Genomic DNA, 20420 nt, shown 5'->3' on the forward strand with positions numbered 1-20420 from the left:
GGCCGGGCTTCAACCCGGCACCGGCTCATCAGGCAGCTTCGGTTTGCGCTGCGATCTCGGCCTCGAAGGCCCAGGCCAACCAAGGCAACATCGCCTCGATATCCGAGGTCTCAACCGTACCGCCGCACCAGATACGCAGACCCGCAGGCGCGTCGCGATAGGCACCGATATCCAATGCGATATTCTCGACCTCCAACCGTTTGGCCACAGCCTTGGCAAAAGTCGCACCGTCCTGAATGCGTGCATCGGTAAACTTCAAGCACACAGATGTGTTCGATTGCGTCGCCGCATCCTCGGCCAGATTGGCGATCCAATCATTCTTCGCACAGAACGTATGAACCGCATTGGCATTCGCATCAGCACGGGCGATCAGCCCTTGCAACCCACCGACCGAGCGCGCCCAGTCCAGCGCGAACAGATAATCCTCAACCGCCAGCATCGAGGGCGTGTTGATGGTGGCTCCGGTAAAGATACCTTCGATCAGCTTGCCGCCTTTGGTCAGACGGAAAATCTTGGGCAGCGGCCATGCGGGCGTGTAGCTCTCCAGCCGTTCAACCGCACGTGGGCTCAGGATCAACATGCCGTGGGCCGCTTCGCCACCCAGAACCTTTTGCCAGCTAAAGGTGGTGACATCCAGTTTGTCCCACGGTAGGTCCATCGCAAAAGCGGCGCTGGTCGCATCACAAATTGTCAGGCCCTGACGGTCGTCGGCGATCCAGTCGCCAGTGGGAACCCGCACGCCCGAGGTTGTTCCATTCCAAGTGAACACCACGTCATTGGCGAAATTGACCGAAGCCAGATCCACGATCTGCCCGTAATCCGCCGTTTTCACCTCGGCATCGATCTTCAGCTGTTTGACCACATCTGTGACCCAACCGGACCCAAAGCTTTCCCAAGCCAGCATCTCAACCTTGCGCTCACCCAGCAGCGACCACAGCGCCATCTCAACCGCGCCGGTGTCCGAGGCGGGAACGATGCCGATTTTGTAATCCGCTGGAATGCCCAGCAGCTCACGCGTGCCTTCAATGGCCGCTTTCAGCTTATCCTTGCCAACAGCGGCCCGGTGGGAACGACCCAACGCGGCATCGGCCAATTTAGTCAGATCAAATGTAGGGGGTTTGGCACAGGGGCCCGAGGAAAAACGCGGATTTGCCGGCCGCGCTGCCGGTCGTTCAATCGTCATCTGTATTACCCTTTCAGATACACGCCCCTCGTTGGGGAGGGGTGTCCCACGCACAGAGCTATGAGGCCTTTGCACCTGCAGCAAGCGGAAAAGACACTTCGTCAGGCGAAAACGACATCTGAAAAGGCTACAAATCGGAACGCGAGTTTCCGATTGGCGAAAACCCCGCCTATGTTTTGGCGGGGTTTTGTTATGGGATTATTCTGCGGCGTCTGCGTATGCGTCCATTGGGGGGCATGTGCAGACGAGGTTTCTGTCGCCATATGCGTTGTCGACGCGGTTGACGGGGGACCAGTATTTGTCGACGCCCATGGAGCCCGGAGGGAAGCAGGCCTGTTCACGGGTGTAGGGGCGGTCCCATTCGCCGACCAGATCGCGCACGGTGTGGGGGGCGTTTTTCAGCGGGTTGTTGTCCGCGTCGATCTTGCCGTCGATGATGTCCTGCGCTTCCGAGCGGATGGACAGCATGGCGTCGCAGAAACGATCCAGCTCGGCCATGGGCTCAGACTCGGTCGGCTCCACCATCAGGGTTCCGGCCACCGGCCAGCTCATGGTCGGCGCGTGGAAGCCTGAATCGACCAGGCGCTTGGCCACGTCGTCGACGGTGACATGCGCCTCGGCATCCAGCGGACGGGTGTCGAGGATGCATTCATGCGCCACCCGGCCCGTTTCCGAGGTGTAGAGGATCGGATAGGCATCCTTGAGCCGCGCCGCGATGTAGTTGGCGTTCAGGATCGCCACTTTCGTGGCCTGCGTCAGACCCGCGCCGCCCATCAGCAGCACATAAGCCCAGCTGACCGGCAGGATCGAAGGCGAGCCGAAGGGCGCTGCCGAGACCGGGCCCACGGCGGTGCCGTATTCCGGGTGACCGGGCAGGTGCTCTTCCAGATGCGCCTTGACGCCAATCGGACCCATGCCGGGGCCGCCGCCACCATGCGGGATGCAGAAGGTCTTGTGCAGGTTCAGGTGGCTGACGTCACCGCCAATATCCCCCGGACGCGACAGACCCACCATGGCGTTCATGTTGGCCCCGTCGATATAGACCTGACCTCCATGGTCATGGGTGATCTGGCAGACCTCCTGCACGGTGGTCTCGAACACGCCATGGGTCGAGGGATAGGTGATCATGCAGGCGGCCAGATGATCGCTGTGCTTCTCAGCTTTGGCGCGGAAGTCGTTCAGATCAATGTTGCCATTCTCATCCGCCAGCACCGGCACAACCTGCCAGCCCACCATCTGGGCCGAGGCCGGGTTGGTCCCGTGCGCCGAGGTTGGGATCAGGCAGACATTGCGCTGCCCTTCGCCGCGGGCGAAGTGGTAGTTGCGGATGGTCAGAAGGCCCGCGTACTCGCCCTGCGCGCCCGAGTTGGGCTGCTGGGAGATCGCGTCATAACCGGTGATCTGGCACAGCTTGTCGTTCAGATCGGCGATCATCTCGTGATAGCCCTGCGCCTGATCTTCGGGGCAGAACGGGTGCAGATTGCCAAACTCGGGCCAGGTGACCGGGATCATCTCGATCGTGGCGTTCAGCTTCATGGTGCAGGAGCCCAGCGGGATCATCGCCCGGTCCAGCGCCAGATCGCGGTCGGCCAGACGGCGCATATAGCGGGTGATCTCGGCCTCGGCCCGGTTCTGGTGGAAGATCGGGTGGGTCAGATAGGCACTTTCGCGCAGCGCATAGTCCGGCAGGCGGTACTGCTTGTTCGAGCTGTCATCGGTGCGGTCGATGCCGAAAGCACCCCAGACGGCCTCGATGGTCTCAGGCCGGGTCTGTTCGTCCAGACTGATGCCCACTTTCGTATCGCCGACCTTGCGCAGGTTGACGCCACGGGCCACGGCAGCTTCCATGACGGTCTTCTGCAGATGGCCGACCTCGACCGTGATGGTGTCGAAGAACACTTCCGGCTCAACGGCAAAACCCGCCTCTTCCAGGCCAGCGGCCAGGCGCGAGGTCTTGCGGTGCACCGATTGCGCGATGGCCTTGATGCCGTCGGGGCCGTGATAGACCGCATACATCGAGGCAATGACCGCCAGCAGCGCCTGCGCGGTGCAAACGTTCGAGTTGGCTTTCTCGCGACGAATGTGCTGTTCGCGGGTTTGCAGCGACAGGCGGTAGGCCTTGTTGCCACGGCTGTCGATGGACACACCGATGATCCGGCCCGGCATCGAGCGCTTCAGCTTGTCGGTGGTTGCCATGTAAGCGGCGTGCGGGCCGCCATAGCCCATCGGCACGCCAAAGCGCTGGGTCGAGCCGATGGCGATATCCGCGCCCATCTCGCCCGGTGACTTCAGCAGCGCCAGCGACAGGATGTCGGCGGCAACAATGGCGATGGCTTTGTGTTCATGCAGTGCCGCGATCTCGGCGGTGAAGTCGCGCACATGGCCATGGGTGCCGGGGTATTGGAAGATCGCGCCAAAGACCGCGCCCGCATCCAGGCTGTCGGGATCACCCACCTGCACGTCGATGCCCAAAGGCTCGGCACGCGTCTTAATGACCGCGATGGTCTGCGGGTGGCAGTTCTTGTCGACAAAGAAGGCTGCATTGTTCGCCTTGGACCGCCCGCCGCGCTTGGCCATGGCCATGGCTTCGGCAGCCGCCGTGGCTTCGTCCAGCAAGGACGCGTTGGCCACGTCCAGCCCGGTCAGGTCGCTGACCATGGTCTGGAAGTTCAGCAGCGCCTCAAGACGACCCTGGCTGATCTCGGGCTGATAGGGCGTGTAGGCCGTGTACCAGGCCGGGTTTTCCAGAATGTTGCGCAGGATCGGTGCAGGTGTGGTGGTGCCGTAATAGCCCTGACCGATCAGCGAGGTCAGAACGGTGTTCTTGCTCGCCACCTCTTTCATGTGGAACAGAGCATCACGTTCCGTCATCGCCGGACCCCAGTCCAGCGGCTCTTTCTGCCGGATCGCGGGCGGGACGGTGACGTCGATCAGTTCGTCCAATGTCTTGAAGCCGATCACCTTGAGCATGTCGCGCATCTCGGTGGGCGACGGGCCAATGTGGCGGCGGTTGGCAAAGTCATAGGCTTCGTAGTCGGTCAGTTTGAAGGCCATTGCAGCGCTCCTATGAATAAGTCAGGTCCGGCAGAGACCGCGCAGATCTCCGGTGGAAGGCGGGCCAGTCCGGCCCGAGCGGGCGGAGCCCCAAAAGCAGAAGCTCCGGATAAAGCGGTGGAACCCCAGGCGCGGGGCCCCGGTTTGGTTTAGCCGAGGAAGGCTTTGTATCCGGCCTCGTCCATCAGGTCCTCAAGCTGCGATGCGTCCGCAATCTTGATCTTGTAGATCCAGGCTTCGCCTTCGGGGTCTTCGTTCAGCGCGCCGGGGTTGTCGGCCAGCGCTTCGTTCACTTCAACGATCTCGCCATCCACCGGAGCATAAAGCTCGGACGCGGCCTTGACGGATTCGATCACGCCGATCTCGCCGTCTTTCTCGAACTCGTCGCCCGCTTCCTGCTGCTCGACAAACACCACCTCACCCAGCTGTTCAGCCGCGTGCTTGGTGATGCCAAGCGTGGCGGTATCGCCCTCAACGGTCAGCCATTCATGCTCTTCGGAATAATAGGTTGCCATCTTGTCTCTCTCCTGACTTCAACGCTTGTAATTCTGTGTGACAAAGGGCAGCGCCACGATCTGCGCCGGTTGCGCCTTGCCCCGAATGATCAGGTTCACCTTCTCGCCGGGCTCACCATGGCCCTTCGACACGTAGCCCATCGCAACCGGACCACCCACCGTGGGGCCAAAGCTGCCCGAGGTAATCTGACCAATCGTGTTGCCCTCAAGGCATTGCACCTCAACGCCCTGACGCGCCGGTGCCCGGCCGTCGGGCTTGATGCCCACCAGCTTGCGCGCCGCGCCCTCGGCCAGTTCCTTTTGCACGCGATCCGCGCCCGGAAAGCCGCCTTCTTCCTTGCGGCGCTTTTGAATGGCCCAGCCCAGGCTGGCCTCGATCGGCGAGGTGCTCTGGTCGATGTCGTTGCCATACAGGCACAGACCCGCCTCCAGCCGCAGGCTATCGCGCGCGCCCAGACCCGCAGGTTCGCAATCTTCATGCGCCAGGAAGGCCTTGCTGATCTCGATCGCCTTGTCCTCGGGGATCGAAATCTCGTAACCATCCTCGCCGGTATAGCCCAGGCGCGAGATGCGGCATTCAACGCCGTTGATATCGGCCACTGTGGTTTCCATGAACTTCAGATCGCGGGCAGCAGGGCAAAGTTCCCCCACCACATCCTCGGCCTTGGGACCCTGCACCGCCACCAGCGCCCGGTCGAAGATCTCGGTCACTTCGACGCCTTCGAGGTGCGCGCGCATATGCGGAATGTCCTGATGCCGCAGCGCCGCGTTCACAACCACAAAGAAATGATCGCCCGCATTCGACACGATCAGGTCATCCATGATCCCGCCATCCGCATTCGTAAAGAACCCGTACCGCGCCTTGCCTTCCTTCAGCGTCGCATAAGCCTGAGGGCACAAAGCTTCCAGCTTCTCACCCACATTCTCGCCGCGCAAAATCACCTGACCCATGTGAGACACATCAAACAACGCCGCCTTCTCACGACACTGCTTATGCTCCCCCATAATCCCCAAAGGATACTGAACAGGCATCTCCCAGCCAGCAAAATCAACCAACTTACCTCCCAACTCAACATGCAACGAATACAAGGGAGTGCGTTTCGGTGAAGTCATTGCGGATACCTTTTCCTACCTATGGGTCGGTGCGCATCCCAACAGTCTGCAACAAGCAGTGAGGATTGCAACGATTCCAGACAGCCTACGCCCGACGCACCGTTCCTGGGAACGTTCTGCATACGGATGTATGCACATAAATGTTCCTATAGGAAACTTTTTTCCCTTAAGCAACACGCCTTGTTTGAAACTCAGAGGCTCGAAACGTTTTCTGCCGGAATTTTTCCAGTCTACTTGACCGCAAGAAACAGAAAAAACAGTATTTTACCCTCACTTTTTGCTATTGCCCCGCAAGTGACTGAACAGCGGCGTCAAGCACGCTCAGGCCAGCAAGCAGGTCGCTTTCGGCGGTGTCTTCAGCGAAATCGTGACTGATTCCGTTGATCGACGGCACAAACAGCATGGCAACCGGCATTAGGCGCGACACGTTTGTTGCGTCATGCAACGCGCCCGAGGGCATCCGGCGCCATTTCCCAGGAGCAACCTGTTGCGCGCCACCTTCCAACGCATCCTGCAATGCCTTGTCCATGGCCACAGGTTCAAGCCCCAGCATCGGGCCATACTCCAGCGCCATCGCCTGTTCATCGGCTACCTCTTGTGCTGTCGCGCGAATGATCTCTTCCATCCGGACGAGGCGCTCCGCATCGCCATCCCGCCATTGCATCGAAAACCGAACCCGACCCGGAACTATGGATGAGGCATTGGGGTACACGTCAACACGTCCGATGGTCCAGACGGTCTGAGGCGTCACCACATTTCGGAAACGTTCATTGAGACGCGTGTTGAAAAGGGACAACGCCTGAAACGCGTCGCGGCGCAGGTGCATCGGTGTGGTGCCTGCGTGGTTCTGCTGACCCGCATACGAGATCGACATGTCGCGGATGCCGACAATATCGGTGACGACACCGATCTGATCTTTGGCCGCGTCCAGGGATGGGCCCTGTTCAATGTGCATCTCGATAAATCCGTTGAACCGGACCGGGTCGACAAATTCACCAGAAAGTTCGGACATCGAAGACCGCGCGGCACCAAAACTGACACCCCTGCCATCCGTCAACCCATCCGCCCGTTCCAATGGCAGGCCACCGGACCATACGGCTGAGCCTGTGGTCACGCCGAACCGACCTTCTTCGTCCTGAAAGCTGACGACCGAGATGGGCCGATCACTTGAACGCGCGATTTCCAGTGCTGCAATGACGCCAAGCGCTCCGTCCAGCCAACCGCCCTCGGGCTGACTGTCGGAATGCGATCCCATCAACAGCGACGGACCTTCGGCCAACCCAAACAAGTTTCCGACCGGATCGAAATGCGGTGTCAGCCCCGCGTCAGACATGCGTTCGGCAAGCCATTTGCGCGCTTGGATGTCTGCTTGGGAATAGGCCGGTCGGATCACACCCTTGCCTACACCCGAGGCCCCGAATTCACGCAGCTTGTGCAAATCCGCCAAGAACCGTTCGTGATTGACCGACATGACACCTCCAAGTTTTCCTTGGGCAGACCATAGCCACAAACCGGAACACAGCCAGGAATTTTTCAACCGCACATGAAACCCCTCTGGTCCCGGGGTAGAACCTGCCCTAAGACGTCTGCGCAAGAGGGACCGACATGTCACATATCACATTGGTGCGTCACGGGCAGGCCAATACCGCAGCGCGCGACGAAGTAAGCTATGACAAGCTCAGCGAGTTGGGGCATCAGCAAGCCCGTTGGCTGGGCGCGCATCTGCGCGACACACGCAGCCACTATACCCGCGTTTATTGCGGCACTCTGACTCGCCATGCAGAAACCGCCCAAAGCATGGGGCTGTCTGACCCGATCCGTGATGCACGATTGAACGAGATTGAATATTTCACCCTGGCACAACTGCTCGAAGAACAGCACGGGGTTGCGATCCCCACGGACCGCGAGGGTTTTGTCGAACATCTGCCCCAAACCTTTGCCGCTTGGGCCAATGGCGACATCAGGAACGCACCCGAAACCTTCGAAGCGTTCGAAACGCGTGTTCGTGATGCGCTGAGTGAAATCGGAACCGAAGGCGGACCCGCCATTGTTGTCACCTCGGGCGGGTTGATCTCGATGGTGGTGCGGCAGGCGATGGGGTTGGACATCCCGTCGATGGCACGTGTGGCCCTTGCCATCATGAACACGTCAATGCATCGTCTGCATCCGATTGGGGCGCAACTGAGCCCGGTTCTTTTCAATGCCGTTCCGCATCTTGAGGCACCCGACCGGCAGTTCGCGCAGACCCACCTGTAACCAGATCGGAGATACCCCATGCAGCTTTATTATGCCCCTCGCACGATCTCGGTCGCTGTTGCGATTGCTCTGGAAGAGGCCGGCTTAGAATATGAGGTGATCAAACTGGACTTTGCCGGGGGCGAGCAGACGAAACCGGCTTACCGGCAGATCAACCCCAAAGGTCGGGTGCCGGCGCTGGTTGTTGATGGTGGTATCCTGACCGAAACCGGAGCGCTGCTGGAGTATGTCGCTGCCCAAGCACCTGCCGCAGGCTTGGTTCCTGCTGATCCGGTCATGGCCGCGCGCATGCGTGAGGTGATGTTCTATCTTGCGTCGACCATGCACGTGAACCACGCGCACAAGATGCGCGGAGCGCGATGGGCAGACAAGATGCCAAGCTGGAAAGACATGAAGGATAAGGTCCCACAAACAATGACAGCATCCTGTGAATACATCTGTTCAAACGGCCTGCGTGGGCCGTTTGTTCTGGGTGAGGCATTTTCGCTGGCAGATGCCTATCTTTATGTGGTTTGCAGCTGGCTGGAAGGCGACGGCGTCGATGTCACGGCCTTCCCCAAAATTCTCGCCTTCCGCGAGGCGATGGAGGCGCGGCCTTCAGTTCAGGCGGTACATGCCGCCGGAATGCTCTGACAAAAGGAAATACGATGACACATCTCTGGGTCCGGGCAGAACAGCGCCCGAACGAGGAACGGGTTGGGCTGACCCCCGAAGGTGCCGCGGCGTTGATCGCGGCTGGCATCCGCGTGACGGTCGAGGAAAGCCATGTTCGTGCCATTCCAATCGACGGCTACAAGGACGCAGGCTGCGAGATCGCACCTGAAAACTCATGGCCTGACGCTCCGGCGGACGCGATCATTTTCGGCCTCAAAGAGTTGCCCGAAGATGGCACGCCCCTGCCCCACCGACACATCATGTTCGGACATGCCTACAAGGGCCAGCATTCCGGCCGCGCTTTGCTGGAACGGTTCAAGGCCGGGGGCGGCACGCTGTATGATCTTGAGTATCTGGTGGATGAAGACGGTCGTCGGGTTGCGGCCTTTGGCTATTGGGCCGGCTATGCGGGTGCGGCAGTGACGCTCAAAGCATGGGCCGCGCAGCATCGGGGCGACCAATGTCCGCCTGTTGGGGTTTATGCCGGTAAGGACAAGCTTAATGCCGATTTGCTGGCCGAACTGGACGCCACAGGGGCCGAACGACCAAGCGCCATTGTCGTCGGGGCCTTGGGCCGCGTCGGCACTGGTGCTGCCGATCTGTGCGAAGCGATGGGTATCACTGTCACCAAATGGGATATGGCCGAAACTGCCAGCGGTGGTCCTTTCCCGGAAATCCTGGACCATGACCTGTTCCTGAATTGCATCTTCGCGCGGCCGGGTACGCCGGTCTTTGTTCCGCGTGACGCGCTGACCGCATCACGCAAGCTGACTGCCATTGGCGACGTCGCCTGCGACCCGGACAGCGATTACAACCCGGTGCCGGTCTACGACCGCGCAACCACATGGGAGGCTCCAGTGCTGCGCGTGGCCGATGATCCGGTGATGGACGTCATGGCCATCGACAACCTGCCGTCGATGCTGCCGGTCGAAAGCTCGGAAGACTACGCCGCGCAACTGCTGCCGTCTCTGCTGACACTGACCGATCTGGACAGCGGCGTCTGGGGTCGGGCAGAAGCAACCTACAAAACGCATATTGAAGGACTCTGAACGATGACGATTCACTGGTGTGGCACCGGCCTGTCGGCCATCCCCGGCCTGCGCCGCCTGATCGCGGGCGGGCACAAGGTCACTGTCTGGAACCGAACCATCGAAAAGGCCCAAGCCGAGGTCGGCGACCTGACCGACGATATCCGGGCGTTCGACATCGAAGCACTTGCCAAGGTGCTGGGCAAAGGCGATGTGATCGTCTCGATGCTGCCGGGCGACTGGCATGTTCCGCTGGCAGAATTGGCGATCTCGAAACAGGCCAACTTCGTCTCATCTTCGTACATCGCGCCCGAGATGCGTGCGCTGGACGACAAGGCGCGCGAGGCCGGTGTGATTCTGGTAAACGAAGTCGGGCTGGACCCGGGCATCGACCACCTGATGGCTCATGCGTTGGTCGACGACTATCGCGCCTCAGATGTGTTCGATCCTGAAAACCACCTGAGCTTTATTTCTTATTGCGGGGGCATCCCGAAAACGCCCAACCCGTTCCGATACAAGTTCAGCTGGTCGCCTCTGGGCGTGCTCAAGGCACTGCGGTCGCCCTCGAAGTCGATCCGCGACTATGCCCCGCTGGATGTTGCACGCCCATGGGATGCCATCAGCAGCTATATCGCGCCGCTGCCCACACCGGAGAGCTTCGAAGTTTACCCCAACCGCGACTCGATCCCCTTCATGGCGCAATACCATTTCGAGGATCACTGGCCGGTCAAGGAATTCGTCCGCGGCACCCTGCGCCTGAACGGCTGGGCCGACGCATGGTCGGATGTGTTCACCGAGATCGAAACTCTTTCCGGGCCCGAAGGTGACGCTCGCCTGAAAGAGATGTCGGATCAGTTCTGGGACGAAAACGCCTATGATGAGGGCGAACCAGACCGCGTTGTGCTGTGCGTTGGCCTAAAGGCCGAGAAGGACGGTATTGAGGTCTGGAACAAGACCTATGTCATGGATGCCTGGGGCGATGCGCGCGGCACCGCGATGGCGCGTCTGGTGTCGATCCCGGTCTCACTGGCAATCGAGGCGGTCCTGAACCGAGCAATCCCGGCAGGGGTTCACGCAGCGCCCAGCGATCCGAAACTTGTGCAGGATTGGATGAGTGAGATCGATACGCTGGCACAACATTTGCAGATCGTTGATCACTTGGCCTGATTGAAAAGTGAAAGCCATCCCAGTTTTGCTGGAATGGCTTTCATAGTTCTTGGCTAAGCATGACTTGCGTTCCCTTTCGGGCTTTCAGATGTACCGCTCAATCGTGTCTTCGATGTCGCTTCGATTGATGCCGAGCTCGGACAATTGTTGATCGCTCAAAGCGTTCAGATGCTGGGCCGCCCGGACAATGTCCGGGCTGATGGCACGGATGCGCATGGCACGGTCGAATAGCAGCAACGCACTAGCAGCCGGCGCCGGTTGATTGGTGGGCGGGATAACGTCAAACATACGGATAACCTCACAAACATAGACCTGGGGATGTGTTAATTCACGGCAAACGCACCATCACTGGCGGTAGGGTTTGTTGTGGTAAACACTCTCATACGCGTATCGATTGATCTGGTCCCGCTGGACGCCGATATCGGCAAGTTGTTGATCATCCAGCTTCTCAAGATCGCGCACAGTTTTTGCAAGAATTCGGCGACGGAAGTGCTCGACCTTTTTGTCGGCGTACTTCGAAAACAGACCATCAAGAAGGCCGTTCTGGGTGTTTACTGCTTGGGTATGTACCATGTCTTTGTCCTCCTAAACTTGATTTGCGTTGTCTTGGTGAAATCAAACTTGGGGACGCCGCCTTAACGTTATCAAAGCGCATCATTAAGGTTTGTTTAAGTCTGGGTCAGAGAAAGCACGTGGAGGATGAGTTATGCCGAGGCGTGTCCGCAATTTACGCCAGCAAAGTGTATCTCAGTAATAGATAAAGCCCAGATGGCGGCCAAACCGCCATCCTCGTATTTGGTGTGGAAAACGAACTACATCAGGTCGTTCTCAATATCCTCAGCCGAAATGCCCAAAGCATCCAACCCGTTCTCCAAGTGATCCGACAAGTGTGGGGTTCCAATCAGATAGTCGGCACAGGGGGTCGAAGCTTCGGACTTGGCGGTGGCGATGGCTTCGGCCAAATCCTCGGCGAAAAAGCTTTCGCGGCCGATCCACATGATGGCGACCAGCTCGGCCTGTTCGTCTTCGCCCATGCGGTCGATGAACGCCCGCAGCTCGCCCTCGGCCCGGTTCAGTTCGCGGCCCATCATGGCCACCTGGGCAACTTTCCTTGCCGAAATTTCCAACATGTCTTCAGCTCCTGTTGTTCGCGGTTGTCAAACCATCACAATCATCGACAGGGGCCTGAGTCTTTGATCTTACGCAAACTGGGGGTCAGTCACGCACACGCGACATTGGCTGGTCTGGTACAGGCTGGGATCGAAACGGGCGAAAGGTTGCCTTTTTAAGCCACAGTTTGAACGCTTGCCAAACAATCAGAGTAAATGTCCGCCGGGCCCCAAACGGACGCCGCAGCAAGGACCACAGGATCACCCGATTGGTCAACGGCTGACGGGGTCCTGTCAAGGTGGCGATCAACCCACCGTCGGGTCGAGTATAGTCGATCCAAACACCAACCCTGTCAGGACGGAAATCAAATCGAAACGTATAACTGCCTTCGATCTTCTGGAATGGCGAAACATGCATCAGCTTGTCCGCCACCACCCGATCCGATGGTTCGATGGATGCAAAGTCTGGCTTGTGGCACAGATAACTGTGACGCGTCCCAAAGGTGTTCGTCACCTCGGCCACCACCGTATAGAGTTGGTCGTTGCCGTCAAAGCAGAACCAGAAGCTGACGGGGTTGAAGACATGCCCCAGAACCCGTGGCTGGGTCAGCAATATTATCCGCGCCGGTTGCGGCACGGCCATCTCGTCAAAGCGGGTACGCACCCACGCGGCACCTTCGCCCTGACCGGGCGCCCCGCCATGATCACGCGTACGCCAATTGGCGAGGTTTGCGCGGTCACGTGAAAACAACAGGGGTGTGGACAACTTGGCCTCGGGGTCGAACAGGATGTAATCGACCGAATACCGAAACGCGTTTTCGATCCCGCCCTTGCGCCCGTGATAGGTGTGGCCCGCGATATGATCAATTTCTTTTGCCATCGTGTGTTTTCAGACCTGCCCATAACCGCTTAAAACAGCATCGTTTTCCGCCGTATTTGTATAGTAGTGTTACGGAAAATAGCGCGCTTTGGATCAAAATGTCCCGATAAAGTGATCCGGCTTGGGGCGCAGCCCGTAATGTGGTTATGTTTACCGAGATCAATACTGCGACCTTGGACGAACCTGCGGCTGACACAGCCGCCCCTCAGCCTTGGCGCGGGAAGAAACGCATCAAGGGTAGACAGGTGAACGGAACGAAAGCAAGTTGCGACACCAGAACCGAGTGGGTGGAACACGTCAAACGCATCCGGGATGCGCAGGACCAGTCGGCCTTTGCCGAGCTGTTCCAACACTTCGCGCCACGCATCAAGGCGTTCCTGATGAAATCAGGGTCTGATGCCACCATGGCCGAAGAATGCGCGCAAGAGGTGATGGCGACCTTGTGGCATAAGGCCCATCTGTTCGATCCAACACGGGCCACTGTGGCCACGTGGGTTTTCACGATTGCTCGGAACAAGCGCATCGACGTTCTGCGCAAGCAACGCCGCCCCGAACCCGAGGAACTGGGATGGGGACCCGAGGCCGAGCCTGACCAGGACGACGTAATCGCGCTGCAACAGGAAACCGCGCAGCTGCGCACCGCCATGCTGGCGTTGCCTGAAGCGCAGAGAGAGCTGATCGAGAAGGCGTATTTCGGCGACCTGAGTCACCGCGAAATTGCGTCTCAGACCGGGTTGCCCCTGGGAACGATCAAATCACGTATTAGGCTGGCGCTGGACCGCTTGCGCCACGCGATGAACTGAGATGAGTAAGATGAGCAAGTCGATTAAACATCACCTGACAGATGACCTGCTGATGGCATATGCCGCAGGAACTCTGCCCGAGGCGTTCGATCTTATGGTCGCAACCCATCTTTCCCTGTGTGACCATTGCCGCGCACGGGCCGAGAGCTTTGACGCCGTTGGCGGGCAGGTTCTGGATGATCAGGCAGGCTCGGTTGCCATGTCTGATGCGTCCCTCGCGGCGACCATGGCCTTGATTGCGCAGGGCGCACCGAGCCCCAAGCCCGCGCGACCGGGCTGCGCCGTGCTGCCTACCCCCTTGCAGGACTATGTGGGCGGAACTGTCGCGGACATCCGCTGGAAATCCATCGGTATGGGCGTGAAGCAGGCCATTCTGCCGACCACCAAAGAGGCCACGGCAAGGTTGTTGTTCATCCCGGCCGGTGCTGCGGTCCCGGATCACGGTCATCAGGGCATGGAACTGACTATGGTATTGCAGGGCGCGTTTTCGGACGAGGTGGATCACTTTGCCCGCGGCGACGTTGAGATCGCTGACGAGGATTTGGAACACACACCTGTCGCGGATATCTCGGAAGACTGCATTTGTCTTGCAGTCACAGATGCACCGTTGAAATTCAACAAGCTTATGCCGCGATTATTCCAGCCCTTCCTGCGCATCTGACCTGCTGGTGATTTCCGGCTAAAGCGAAGCTTGAAAGGAAACAGACATGACAAGAAAACTTCTTTTGTCGGCCCTTCTGCTTGGTTTCGCGCCTGCGGCGTTAGCCCAGATGACCTCAGAGGTGCAATTTCAGTCCGGCAATTATGGCACCATGGTCAGCGGGGCTGTCACTGGCGACGAATACTTCGACTATGTGTTGGGCGCAAAAGCCGGTCAGGAGATGTTCGCCGACCTTCAGGTCAGTGACACCAATGGAAACGGCGTGGTCTATTTCAACATCCTGCCCCCGGGCAGTGATGGGGTCGCGATTTACAATGGGTCGATTGACGGCAACACCGCCCGGATCAACCTGCCAGAGGACGGAGACTATACGATCCGTGTTTATCTGATGGGAAATGACCGAGATACCGGCAAAACCGTCGGGTACAACCTGGACCTGTCGATCCAGTAAGTCTCAACCTTCGTGACGCGCCAAAGGCACAACCTCTGACGCGGCATCAGGTGCGATTTCTTCAAAATCGAAATTGTCCAGACGCTGCGCCCGTCGGCCAGCTTTTTCGGCGCTGATCTTAATTTCCGAGATATCCTTTGCCGCCTGACCAAAATGACGATCCAGATTGGTCACACGATCACCCAGACGCTCCACATCCTTGTGCAGCAGTCCCAATTCTTTGCGGATCGCACCTGCCTGTTCGCGCATCCGGGCATCTTTCAGGATCGCGCGCATCGTGTTCAGCGTCGCCATGCAGGTGGTCGGCGAAACGATCCAGACGCGCTTGCCGAAGCTTTCCTGAACCAGCTCAGGGAACTTTGCGTGAAGCTCGGCATAGACGGCCTCGGACGGCAGGAACATCAGCGCACCATCAGCGGTTTCACCATCCAGTATGTATTTCTCGGCAATGTCGTTGATGTGCTTACGCACCGTGCTGCGGAACATCTGCAACGCCGCTTTCAGCTCAGTGTCATTAGTCGCACCGATCAATGCTTCATACGCCTCCAGCGGGAACTTGCTGTCAATCACGATGGGGCCGGGCGGGTTCGGCAGATGGATCAGGCAGTCCGCACGACGCCCATTCGACAGGGTGGCCTGCAACTGGAAACTGTCCCTTGGCAGTGCCTTTGACACAATGTCTGTCAGCTGGATTTCGCCAAACGCCCCGCGCGTCTGCTTGTTCGACAGGATATCCTGCAGGCTGAGAACGTCACCAGACAGTTTGGTGATTTTGTCCTGCGCTTTGTCGATCGCGGCCAGACGTTCCTGCAATTGGGTCAGGGATGTCGCGGTCTGTTTCGATGACCCATGCAGCGATTCTTTCATCCGCTCCTGCATTTCGGCCAGCGCGCGTGCAGACTTCATCGCGTTGTCCGCCAGCCGGTCATTCATCTGCTGCTGAACGGAGGACAGGCGCGCCTCGACTGTTTGGATCACCTGCACTTGCGCATTGGCTTGCGTGTCCGAGACATGCTGAAGACCGCCGCGCAATTGTTCCTGCCCTTGACCCAGTTGCTGCACATGCTGTCCCAGATGCGCCATCTGCCGCGCCAGAGGTTCCGCCATCCGGGCCGAGCGATTGGCCGCCCGCAGCGACAGGAACAAAAGCAAAAGGATCAGCAGGACAACCCCGCCACCGGTCAAAAAGACCGGGTCATCTACTGGGATCTGGGTGCCTGCAATCTGGATCATATCAGTCTTTATGTTCTCGTTTTGTTTCTGTCTTCTTAATTGGTTCCGAACGACGGATCAACTGCGTCCGAACAACCTTTCGATATCGCTGAGTTTCAGCTCCACATAGGTCGGGCGACCGTGGTTGCACTGACCGGAATGCGGCGTCGCCTCCATCTCGCGCAGCAAAGCGTTCATCTCTTCGGCGCGCATACGGCGACCAGAGCGGACAGAGCCGTGGCAGGCCACTCGGCTGAGGATCGCCTCGATCTTTGCCTGCACCATCTGGCTTTCACCCTGATCGGCCAACTCATCAAGGATATCCAGGATCATCGCGCGGGCATTGACCTCGCCCAAGATGGCTGGGGTTTCACGCACGGCGATGGCCCCGCCACCGAAGGGTTCGATGGTCAGACCAAAGCGCGTCAACTTATCAGCAACGGCCATCAGACGCGCACAATCGCCTTCAGACAGCTCCACGATTTCCGGGATCAGAAGCGCCTGCGCCGCAACGCCGTTTTCCGCCATCTGCGTTTTCAGCTTTTCATAAACCAGCCGTTCATGTGCGGCGTGTTGATCCACGATCACCATACCGTCGGCGGTTTGCGCGATAATGTAATTCTCGTGCACCTGTCCCCGCGCAGCCCCCAGGGGAAGATCCTGCGGTTGAGATTCTTCTGCCTCGGCAATCGGCGCAACCGGGGTAGGCTCGACAATGCTGCCACTGTAGTCCTGGGCCAGTTCAGCAAAGCCCGGAGATTGCGCCCGGTAAGCGGCCTGTCGCGCTGCTGGCGAAGGTCGATCCATCTGGTACACCCGCGCCGTGGCAGATTGCGCAGGTTCGGGCCGCATCGCGCCCAAGGTCGCATTGGCCACGGTCGAGGACGCCCGATGCCCGGCCTCGGCCAATGCATGGCGCAGGCTGGACACAATCAAGCCCCGCGCAACGCCGGGGTCGCGGAACCGCACCTCGGATTTGGCGGGATGAACGTTCACGTCCACCAGCGTCGGATCACAATCGATGAACAAAGCCGCCGCCGGGTGACGGTCACGGCTGAGGAAGTCGAAATAGGCCGCACGCAGCGCGCCGGTCGGCATCTTGTCACGGACGGGGCGGCCATTGACGAACAGGTACTGCGCCACCGCCGCACCGCGCGAATAGGTCGGCAAGGCGGCATAACCGTACAGACGGATGCCCTCGCGCGTAGCATCGATTTGCAGCGCATTCTCGGCAAACTCGCGCCCGATCACGCGGGCCAGACGGGCGTGGAGCGCGTCAAACAGATCTCCGTTCTCGCGATCCGCGCGGAAGGTCACACGACCCTCTCCGCCACCGGACACATCACGCAGGGTGAAGGTCACGGATGGCTCAGCCATGGCCAGCCGTTTCACCGTATCTGCAATGGCCTGCGCCTCGGCCCGGTCGGTGCGCATGAACTTCAGCCGTGCAGGCGTGGCAAAGAACAGATCGCGCAGCTCGACGACTGTGCCTGCCCGCAAGGCCGCGGGTTTGACCGCGCCCATCTTGCCGCCCGCAACGTTGATCTGCGCCGCATCCGCACCCGGAACGCGGCTGGTAATGGTCAGACGCCCGACCGCACCCAAAGAAGGCAGCGCCTCTCCCCGAAACCCAAAGGTATGGATGTTCAGCAGGTCCGACCCATCAATCTTTGACGTGGCATGGCGGGACAACGCCAGTGGCAGATCACCTGCCGAAATACCGCACCCGTCATCCGTGACACGAATCAGGGTCTTGCCTCCATCCGCAATATCGATGGCAATCCGCGTGGCCCCTGCATCGATTGCGTTCTCGACCAGTTCCTTCACGGCAGAGGCCGGACGTTCCACCACCTCACCAGCAGCAATCCTGTTGATTGCAGCGTCATCCAATTGTCGGATCACCGGGCGATCTTCGCCGATATTGGGGTTTGCTTGCGCCATACCCCTAGACCTAGCACAGCCGCGCACGATTCTGCCACAGCTTTGCACAGGTTTTCTGATCAGAGAAAAGGCGTCCGGGTGGCCCTGAACGGTTTGGCCTTCGGGTCCACCCGGACGCACCAAGTGAGTGGTGTGAGTCAGCTAATGAATGGCTGCGTGTAACATGGGCCTGCCCAATAATCTGCTTAAGATTCATCTTTTGGGCATCTGGGCAGAGTTTGGCCGATGACGCATGGGAAGGTGCAGCGGGAACGTGCCGGGTCACGTAGATGTGTGCGCCCCGATATGCGCGCGGCACGGTCCGAACATGGCGGCTGCGGCAAGTATCAGACCAGACATCGTGGCAATCATGCCAGCCGCGCTGACTGCATCCGACCCGCCCAACCACAAGGGGCCGTATCCCGCCAATACATAGCCCGACACTGCCGAGGCCGTGGCGAACACAATGCTCCAGGCAATCTGTGCCTCAAGCCGGTTTGTCAGCATCCGTGCCGCCGCCGGAGGGCAGATGAACATGGCGATCACGATGATCGATCCCACCGCATCAAATGCAGCCACCGCCGCGATGGCCGCTGTTATGACCAATGCCATGCCAAGGGCACCCGTGCGAATACCGATCGTGCGCGCAAAGCCTTCATCGAAAGTCGAGATTTTCAACGGCCGCCAGAACAGCCAAGTGAACACAGACACACCCACCAGAGTCAGAGCAATCCGAGGCAGTTCAGGTGGCAGGCCCGCAAGAGCTTCGACATCCAGCAATGATCCCCAACCGGTTGCGTCCAGCCAGATCAGGCTTTCGAGATTGCCGTAAAGCGCATGTTCTACGTCCAGATGCACGGTAGAGGTGTCTGTTTGCTCAAGTAGCAAAACACCCGCTGCAAACATCGTGGTAAAGACAACACCCATGGCGGCACCGGGTTCGATCTGACCCAGTCGGCGAATGGCTTCGATCAGAACCACGGCCACAATCGCCGCCCCAGCAGCGCCCAGCATCATTGGCCATGTCGATATCGCCCCGGTCACCAGGAACGCCACCACGATACCCGGCAGCACCACATGGCTGATCGCGTCCCCAATCAGCGCCTGTTTGCGCAGCACCAGAAAGTTGCCGGGCAAGGTACAGGCAATGGCCGCAAATGTGCCAATCAGCAGCGGCGTCAACGACAGTGGGACAAACTCCTCGCCACTCATACCGGCACTCCTTGCGGCCCGCCGATTTGACGGTCGATTTCAGCGATCTGGTCATGCGTCAGGACCGTTTCGATATCCCGTAGCCCGTCATAGAGCGCAGCCGTCGCCTCATGCGCCTGATCCGCGCGGACGATTTCCCAGCGTTTTTCATCGCGCAGCGCCTTGGCCGCCCGCGCCTTGCCAGAGTCCGTGGCAACCCCGTCTGGCCGGACCAACCCCGCACGGCGCAACAAACGCAGCGTAAGAGGTTCATAAATTTTCTGCCCCTGCGCCAGCGCCAACAGACCCTGGCGGATATGCACCCGGCGCTGGAAGCGCAGATGCCGCAACACCGCCGCCAGCACCCCGCGCTTTGGGGCGCAGAACAGAGACAGGACGAAAAAGGCAAAGCTGACCAGAACGATGATAGGTCCCGTCGGCAAGTTGGGGGCAGAAGCGGAAATAGCAGCACCGATGTAACCCGCCAGACCTCCGGCAAGCCCGGCAAGCAGGACAACGTGCTCGGAACGCTCTGACCAGAACCGCGCCGTAACCGCCGGAATGATCAGCAAGGCCACAATCAGGATCAAGCCCACAATTTTCAGACCGACCACTGTGACAGCCATGACCAGCCCCATCATCGCAAGGTCGATGCGATGGATCGGCAAGCCACGGGCGGCAGCATATTCCGGGTCAAAGGCGACAAGAGTCATGGGACGGCGTAGGATCAGAACCAGCAGTAGCGTAGCCGAGCCACCGATGGCGATGATCATCGCATCCGCCCACAGCATTCCGGCGGTCGAACCCAACAGGAAACCCTCCAACCCCGCTTGACGCCCAACGCCCATGGTTTGAATGATCGTCAGTAAAACGATCCCAAAGCCAAAAAAGACAGACAGAACCGCGCCGATTGCTGCATCTTCAGCAAGTCGGGTGCGCCGTGTCAGCCAGTTCATGCAAAGAAGCCCAACCCAGGCCGAAATTGCAGACCCCGCAAGCAAGCCCAGCAGGTTTCGCCCATCCCCGCCCAGCGCGACCAAGACCATGAAGGCCAGACAGACGCCCGGCAATGTCGCGTGGCTGATGGCGTCGCTGACCAACGCGCGTTTACGCAGAAACAGGAACGTTCCTGTCACTCCGGCCGAAACACCCAGCAACGTCGCACCAATGGCGACCAGCGTGGCGTTATAGCCAAGCTGCAGGGTCAGAGCGTCCCAAATCAT

The 20420-nt window shown here is 59.3% G+C and carries 20 protein-coding genes; 7 read left to right on the forward strand and 13 right to left on the reverse strand.

Annotation, left to right across the window (positions count from 1 at the left end):
• Positions 1-28: 28 nt before the first annotated feature.
• The 5 genes from GS632_RS00905 to GS632_RS00925 form a co-directional block, all read right to left on the reverse strand.
• On the reverse strand, positions 29-1183 hold the full coding sequence (locus tag GS632_RS00905) for a phosphoserine transaminase (RefSeq protein WP_171721991.1): 1155 nt from the start codon (positions 1181-1183) through the stop codon (positions 29-31).
• 198 nt (positions 1184-1381) lie between these two features.
• A complete protein-coding gene (gene gcvP, locus GS632_RS00910; protein WP_171181986.1) occupies positions 1382-4237 on the reverse strand; it encodes an aminomethyl-transferring glycine dehydrogenase in 2856 nt (951 codons plus the stop codon).
• A 149-nt stretch (positions 4238-4386) separates the two neighbouring features.
• Positions 4387-4752 (reverse strand): glycine cleavage system protein GcvH, encoded by a 366-nt coding sequence (gcvH, locus tag GS632_RS00915; protein WP_171722503.1) that lies wholly within the window; start codon positions 4750-4752, stop codon positions 4387-4389.
• Positions 4753-4770: 18 nt separating this feature from the next.
• The gene (gcvT, locus tag GS632_RS00920; RefSeq protein ID WP_171728240.1) at positions 4771-5865 is read right to left on the reverse strand and encodes a glycine cleavage system aminomethyltransferase GcvT; all 1095 of its coding nucleotides are present in this window, start codon (positions 5863-5865) and stop codon (positions 4771-4773) included.
• Between the two features lie 280 nt (positions 5866-6145).
• Positions 6146-7336 (reverse strand): Zn-dependent hydrolase, encoded by a 1191-nt coding sequence (locus tag GS632_RS00925; protein WP_171721709.1) that lies wholly within the window; start codon positions 7334-7336, stop codon positions 6146-6148.
• Between the two features lie 134 nt (positions 7337-7470).
• Here GS632_RS00925 and GS632_RS00930 point away from each other — a divergent pair, with 134 nt between their 5' ends.
• Genes GS632_RS00930 through GS632_RS00945 form a run of 4 tightly spaced genes read left to right on the forward strand, consistent with a single transcriptional unit; the run spans position 7471 to position 10970 of the window.
• Positions 7471-8121, forward strand: a complete 651-nt coding sequence (locus GS632_RS00930; RefSeq protein ID WP_171239074.1) for a histidine phosphatase family protein — start codon at positions 7471-7473, stop codon at positions 8119-8121.
• A gap of 18 nt (positions 8122-8139) precedes the next feature.
• A complete protein-coding gene (locus tag GS632_RS00935; protein ID WP_171721708.1) occupies positions 8140-8754 on the forward strand; it encodes a glutathione S-transferase family protein in 615 nt (204 codons plus the stop codon).
• A 14-nt stretch (positions 8755-8768) separates the two neighbouring features.
• Complete coding sequence (locus GS632_RS00940) at positions 8769-9824, forward strand: saccharopine dehydrogenase (protein ID WP_171178133.1); 1056 nt, start codon at positions 8769-8771, stop codon at positions 9822-9824.
• 3 nt (positions 9825-9827) lie between these two features.
• The gene (locus tag GS632_RS00945; RefSeq protein WP_171721707.1) at positions 9828-10970 is read left to right on the forward strand and encodes a saccharopine dehydrogenase family protein; all 1143 of its coding nucleotides are present in this window, start codon (positions 9828-9830) and stop codon (positions 10968-10970) included.
• 84 nt (positions 10971-11054) lie between these two features.
• Here GS632_RS00945 and GS632_RS00950 read toward each other — a convergent pair whose 3' ends face one another.
• From GS632_RS00950 to GS632_RS00965, 4 genes are all read right to left on the reverse strand, one after another.
• Positions 11055-11258 carry a DUF1127 domain-containing protein gene (locus GS632_RS00950; protein ID WP_171178137.1) on the reverse strand — a complete coding sequence of 68 codons (204 nt, stop codon included), beginning with the start codon at positions 11256-11258 and terminating at the stop codon, positions 11055-11057.
• A 57-nt stretch (positions 11259-11315) separates the two neighbouring features.
• A complete protein-coding gene (locus GS632_RS00955; protein WP_171721706.1) occupies positions 11316-11543 on the reverse strand; it encodes a DUF1127 domain-containing protein in 228 nt (75 codons plus the stop codon).
• A 239-nt stretch (positions 11544-11782) separates the two neighbouring features.
• A complete protein-coding gene (locus GS632_RS00960; protein ID WP_171178141.1) occupies positions 11783-12100 on the reverse strand; it encodes a DUF3775 domain-containing protein in 318 nt (105 codons plus the stop codon).
• An 85-nt stretch (positions 12101-12185) separates the two neighbouring features.
• Positions 12186-12959, reverse strand: coding sequence for a DUF1365 domain-containing protein (locus GS632_RS00965; protein WP_171178143.1), 774 nt, complete (start codon positions 12957-12959; stop codon positions 12186-12188).
• Positions 12960-13105: 146 nt separating this feature from the next.
• Here GS632_RS00965 and GS632_RS00970 point away from each other — a divergent pair, with 146 nt between their 5' ends.
• From GS632_RS00970 to GS632_RS00980, 3 genes are read left to right on the forward strand one after another with little or no spacing between them, the layout of a single operon-like run.
• A complete protein-coding gene (locus GS632_RS00970) occupies positions 13106-13762 on the forward strand; it encodes a sigma-70 family RNA polymerase sigma factor (RefSeq protein ID WP_171093317.1) in 657 nt (218 codons plus the stop codon).
• A gap of 10 nt (positions 13763-13772) precedes the next feature.
• Positions 13773-14423 (forward strand): ChrR family anti-sigma-E factor, encoded by a 651-nt coding sequence (locus GS632_RS00975; RefSeq protein ID WP_171234825.1) that lies wholly within the window; start codon positions 13773-13775, stop codon positions 14421-14423.
• A 46-nt stretch (positions 14424-14469) separates the two neighbouring features.
• Positions 14470-14874, forward strand: coding sequence for a hypothetical protein (locus tag GS632_RS00980; protein ID WP_171721705.1), 405 nt, complete (start codon positions 14470-14472; stop codon positions 14872-14874).
• Between the two features lie 3 nt (positions 14875-14877).
• Here the strand turns inward: GS632_RS00980 and GS632_RS00985 are convergent, their stop codons facing one another.
• The 4 genes from GS632_RS00985 to GS632_RS01000 form a co-directional block, all read right to left on the reverse strand.
• Positions 14878-16107 (reverse strand): DNA recombination protein RmuC, encoded by a 1230-nt coding sequence (locus tag GS632_RS00985; protein WP_171721704.1) that lies wholly within the window; start codon positions 16105-16107, stop codon positions 14878-14880.
• Positions 16108-16164: 57 nt separating this feature from the next.
• Positions 16165-18027, reverse strand: coding sequence for a DNA mismatch repair endonuclease MutL (gene mutL, locus GS632_RS00990; protein ID WP_171721703.1), 1863 nt, complete (start codon positions 18025-18027; stop codon positions 16165-16167).
• A 261-nt stretch (positions 18028-18288) separates the two neighbouring features.
• Complete coding sequence (locus GS632_RS00995; protein ID WP_171721702.1) at positions 18289-19218, reverse strand: metal ABC transporter permease; 930 nt, start codon at positions 19216-19218, stop codon at positions 18289-18291.
• Positions 19215-20420, reverse strand: coding sequence for a metal ABC transporter permease (locus GS632_RS01000; RefSeq protein ID WP_171178155.1), 1206 nt, complete (start codon positions 20418-20420; stop codon positions 19215-19217). The genes GS632_RS00995 and GS632_RS01000 overlap by 4 nt, the downstream gene beginning before the upstream one ends.

The sequence above is a fragment of the Ruegeria sp. HKCCD7296 genome (assembly GCF_013110775.1).
In the GTDB taxonomy this organism is placed as follows: domain Bacteria; phylum Pseudomonadota; class Alphaproteobacteria; order Rhodobacterales; family Rhodobacteraceae; genus Ruegeria.

Coding starts and splice junctions, on each gene's coding strand:
- GS632_RS00905 (WP_171721991.1), bottom strand. CDS start 1,183: ATGACGATTGAACGACCGGCAGCGCGGCCGGCAAATCCGCGTTTTTCC.
- gcvP (WP_171181986.1), bottom strand. CDS start 4,237: ATGGCCTTCAAACTGACCGACTACGAAGCCTATGACTTTGCCAACCGC.
- gcvH (WP_171722503.1), bottom strand. CDS start 4,752: ATGGCAACCTATTATTCCGAAGAGCATGAATGGCTGACCGTTGAGGGC.
- gcvT (WP_171728240.1), bottom strand. CDS start 5,865: ATGACTTCACCGAAACGCACTCCCTTGTATTCGTTGCATGTTGAGTTG.
- GS632_RS00925 (WP_171721709.1), bottom strand. CDS start 7,336: ATGTCGGTCAATCACGAACGGTTCTTGGCGGATTTGCACAAGCTGCGT.
- GS632_RS00930 (WP_171239074.1), top strand. CDS start 7,471: ATGTCACATATCACATTGGTGCGTCACGGGCAGGCCAATACCGCAGCG.
- GS632_RS00935 (WP_171721708.1), top strand. CDS start 8,140: ATGCAGCTTTATTATGCCCCTCGCACGATCTCGGTCGCTGTTGCGATT.
- GS632_RS00940 (WP_171178133.1), top strand. CDS start 8,769: ATGACACATCTCTGGGTCCGGGCAGAACAGCGCCCGAACGAGGAACGG.
- GS632_RS00945 (WP_171721707.1), top strand. CDS start 9,828: ATGACGATTCACTGGTGTGGCACCGGCCTGTCGGCCATCCCCGGCCTG.
- GS632_RS00950 (WP_171178137.1), bottom strand. CDS start 11,258: ATGTTTGACGTTATCCCGCCCACCAATCAACCGGCGCCGGCTGCTAGT.
- GS632_RS00955 (WP_171721706.1), bottom strand. CDS start 11,543: ATGGTACATACCCAAGCAGTAAACACCCAGAACGGCCTTCTTGATGGT.
- GS632_RS00960 (WP_171178141.1), bottom strand. CDS start 12,100: ATGTTGGAAATTTCGGCAAGGAAAGTTGCCCAGGTGGCCATGATGGGC.
- GS632_RS00965 (WP_171178143.1), bottom strand. CDS start 12,959: ATGGCAAAAGAAATTGATCATATCGCGGGCCACACCTATCACGGGCGC.
- GS632_RS00970 (WP_171093317.1), top strand. CDS start 13,106: ATGTTTACCGAGATCAATACTGCGACCTTGGACGAACCTGCGGCTGAC.
- GS632_RS00975 (WP_171234825.1), top strand. CDS start 13,773: ATGAGCAAGTCGATTAAACATCACCTGACAGATGACCTGCTGATGGCA.
- GS632_RS00980 (WP_171721705.1), top strand. CDS start 14,470: ATGACAAGAAAACTTCTTTTGTCGGCCCTTCTGCTTGGTTTCGCGCCT.
- GS632_RS00985 (WP_171721704.1), bottom strand. CDS start 16,107: ATGATCCAGATTGCAGGCACCCAGATCCCAGTAGATGACCCGGTCTTT.
- mutL (WP_171721703.1), bottom strand. CDS start 18,027: ATGGCGCAAGCAAACCCCAATATCGGCGAAGATCGCCCGGTGATCCGA.
- GS632_RS00995 (WP_171721702.1), bottom strand. CDS start 19,218: ATGAGTGGCGAGGAGTTTGTCCCACTGTCGTTGACGCCGCTGCTGATT.
- GS632_RS01000 (WP_171178155.1), bottom strand. CDS start 20,420: ATGATTTGGGACGCTCTGACCCTGCAGCTTGGCTATAACGCCACGCTG.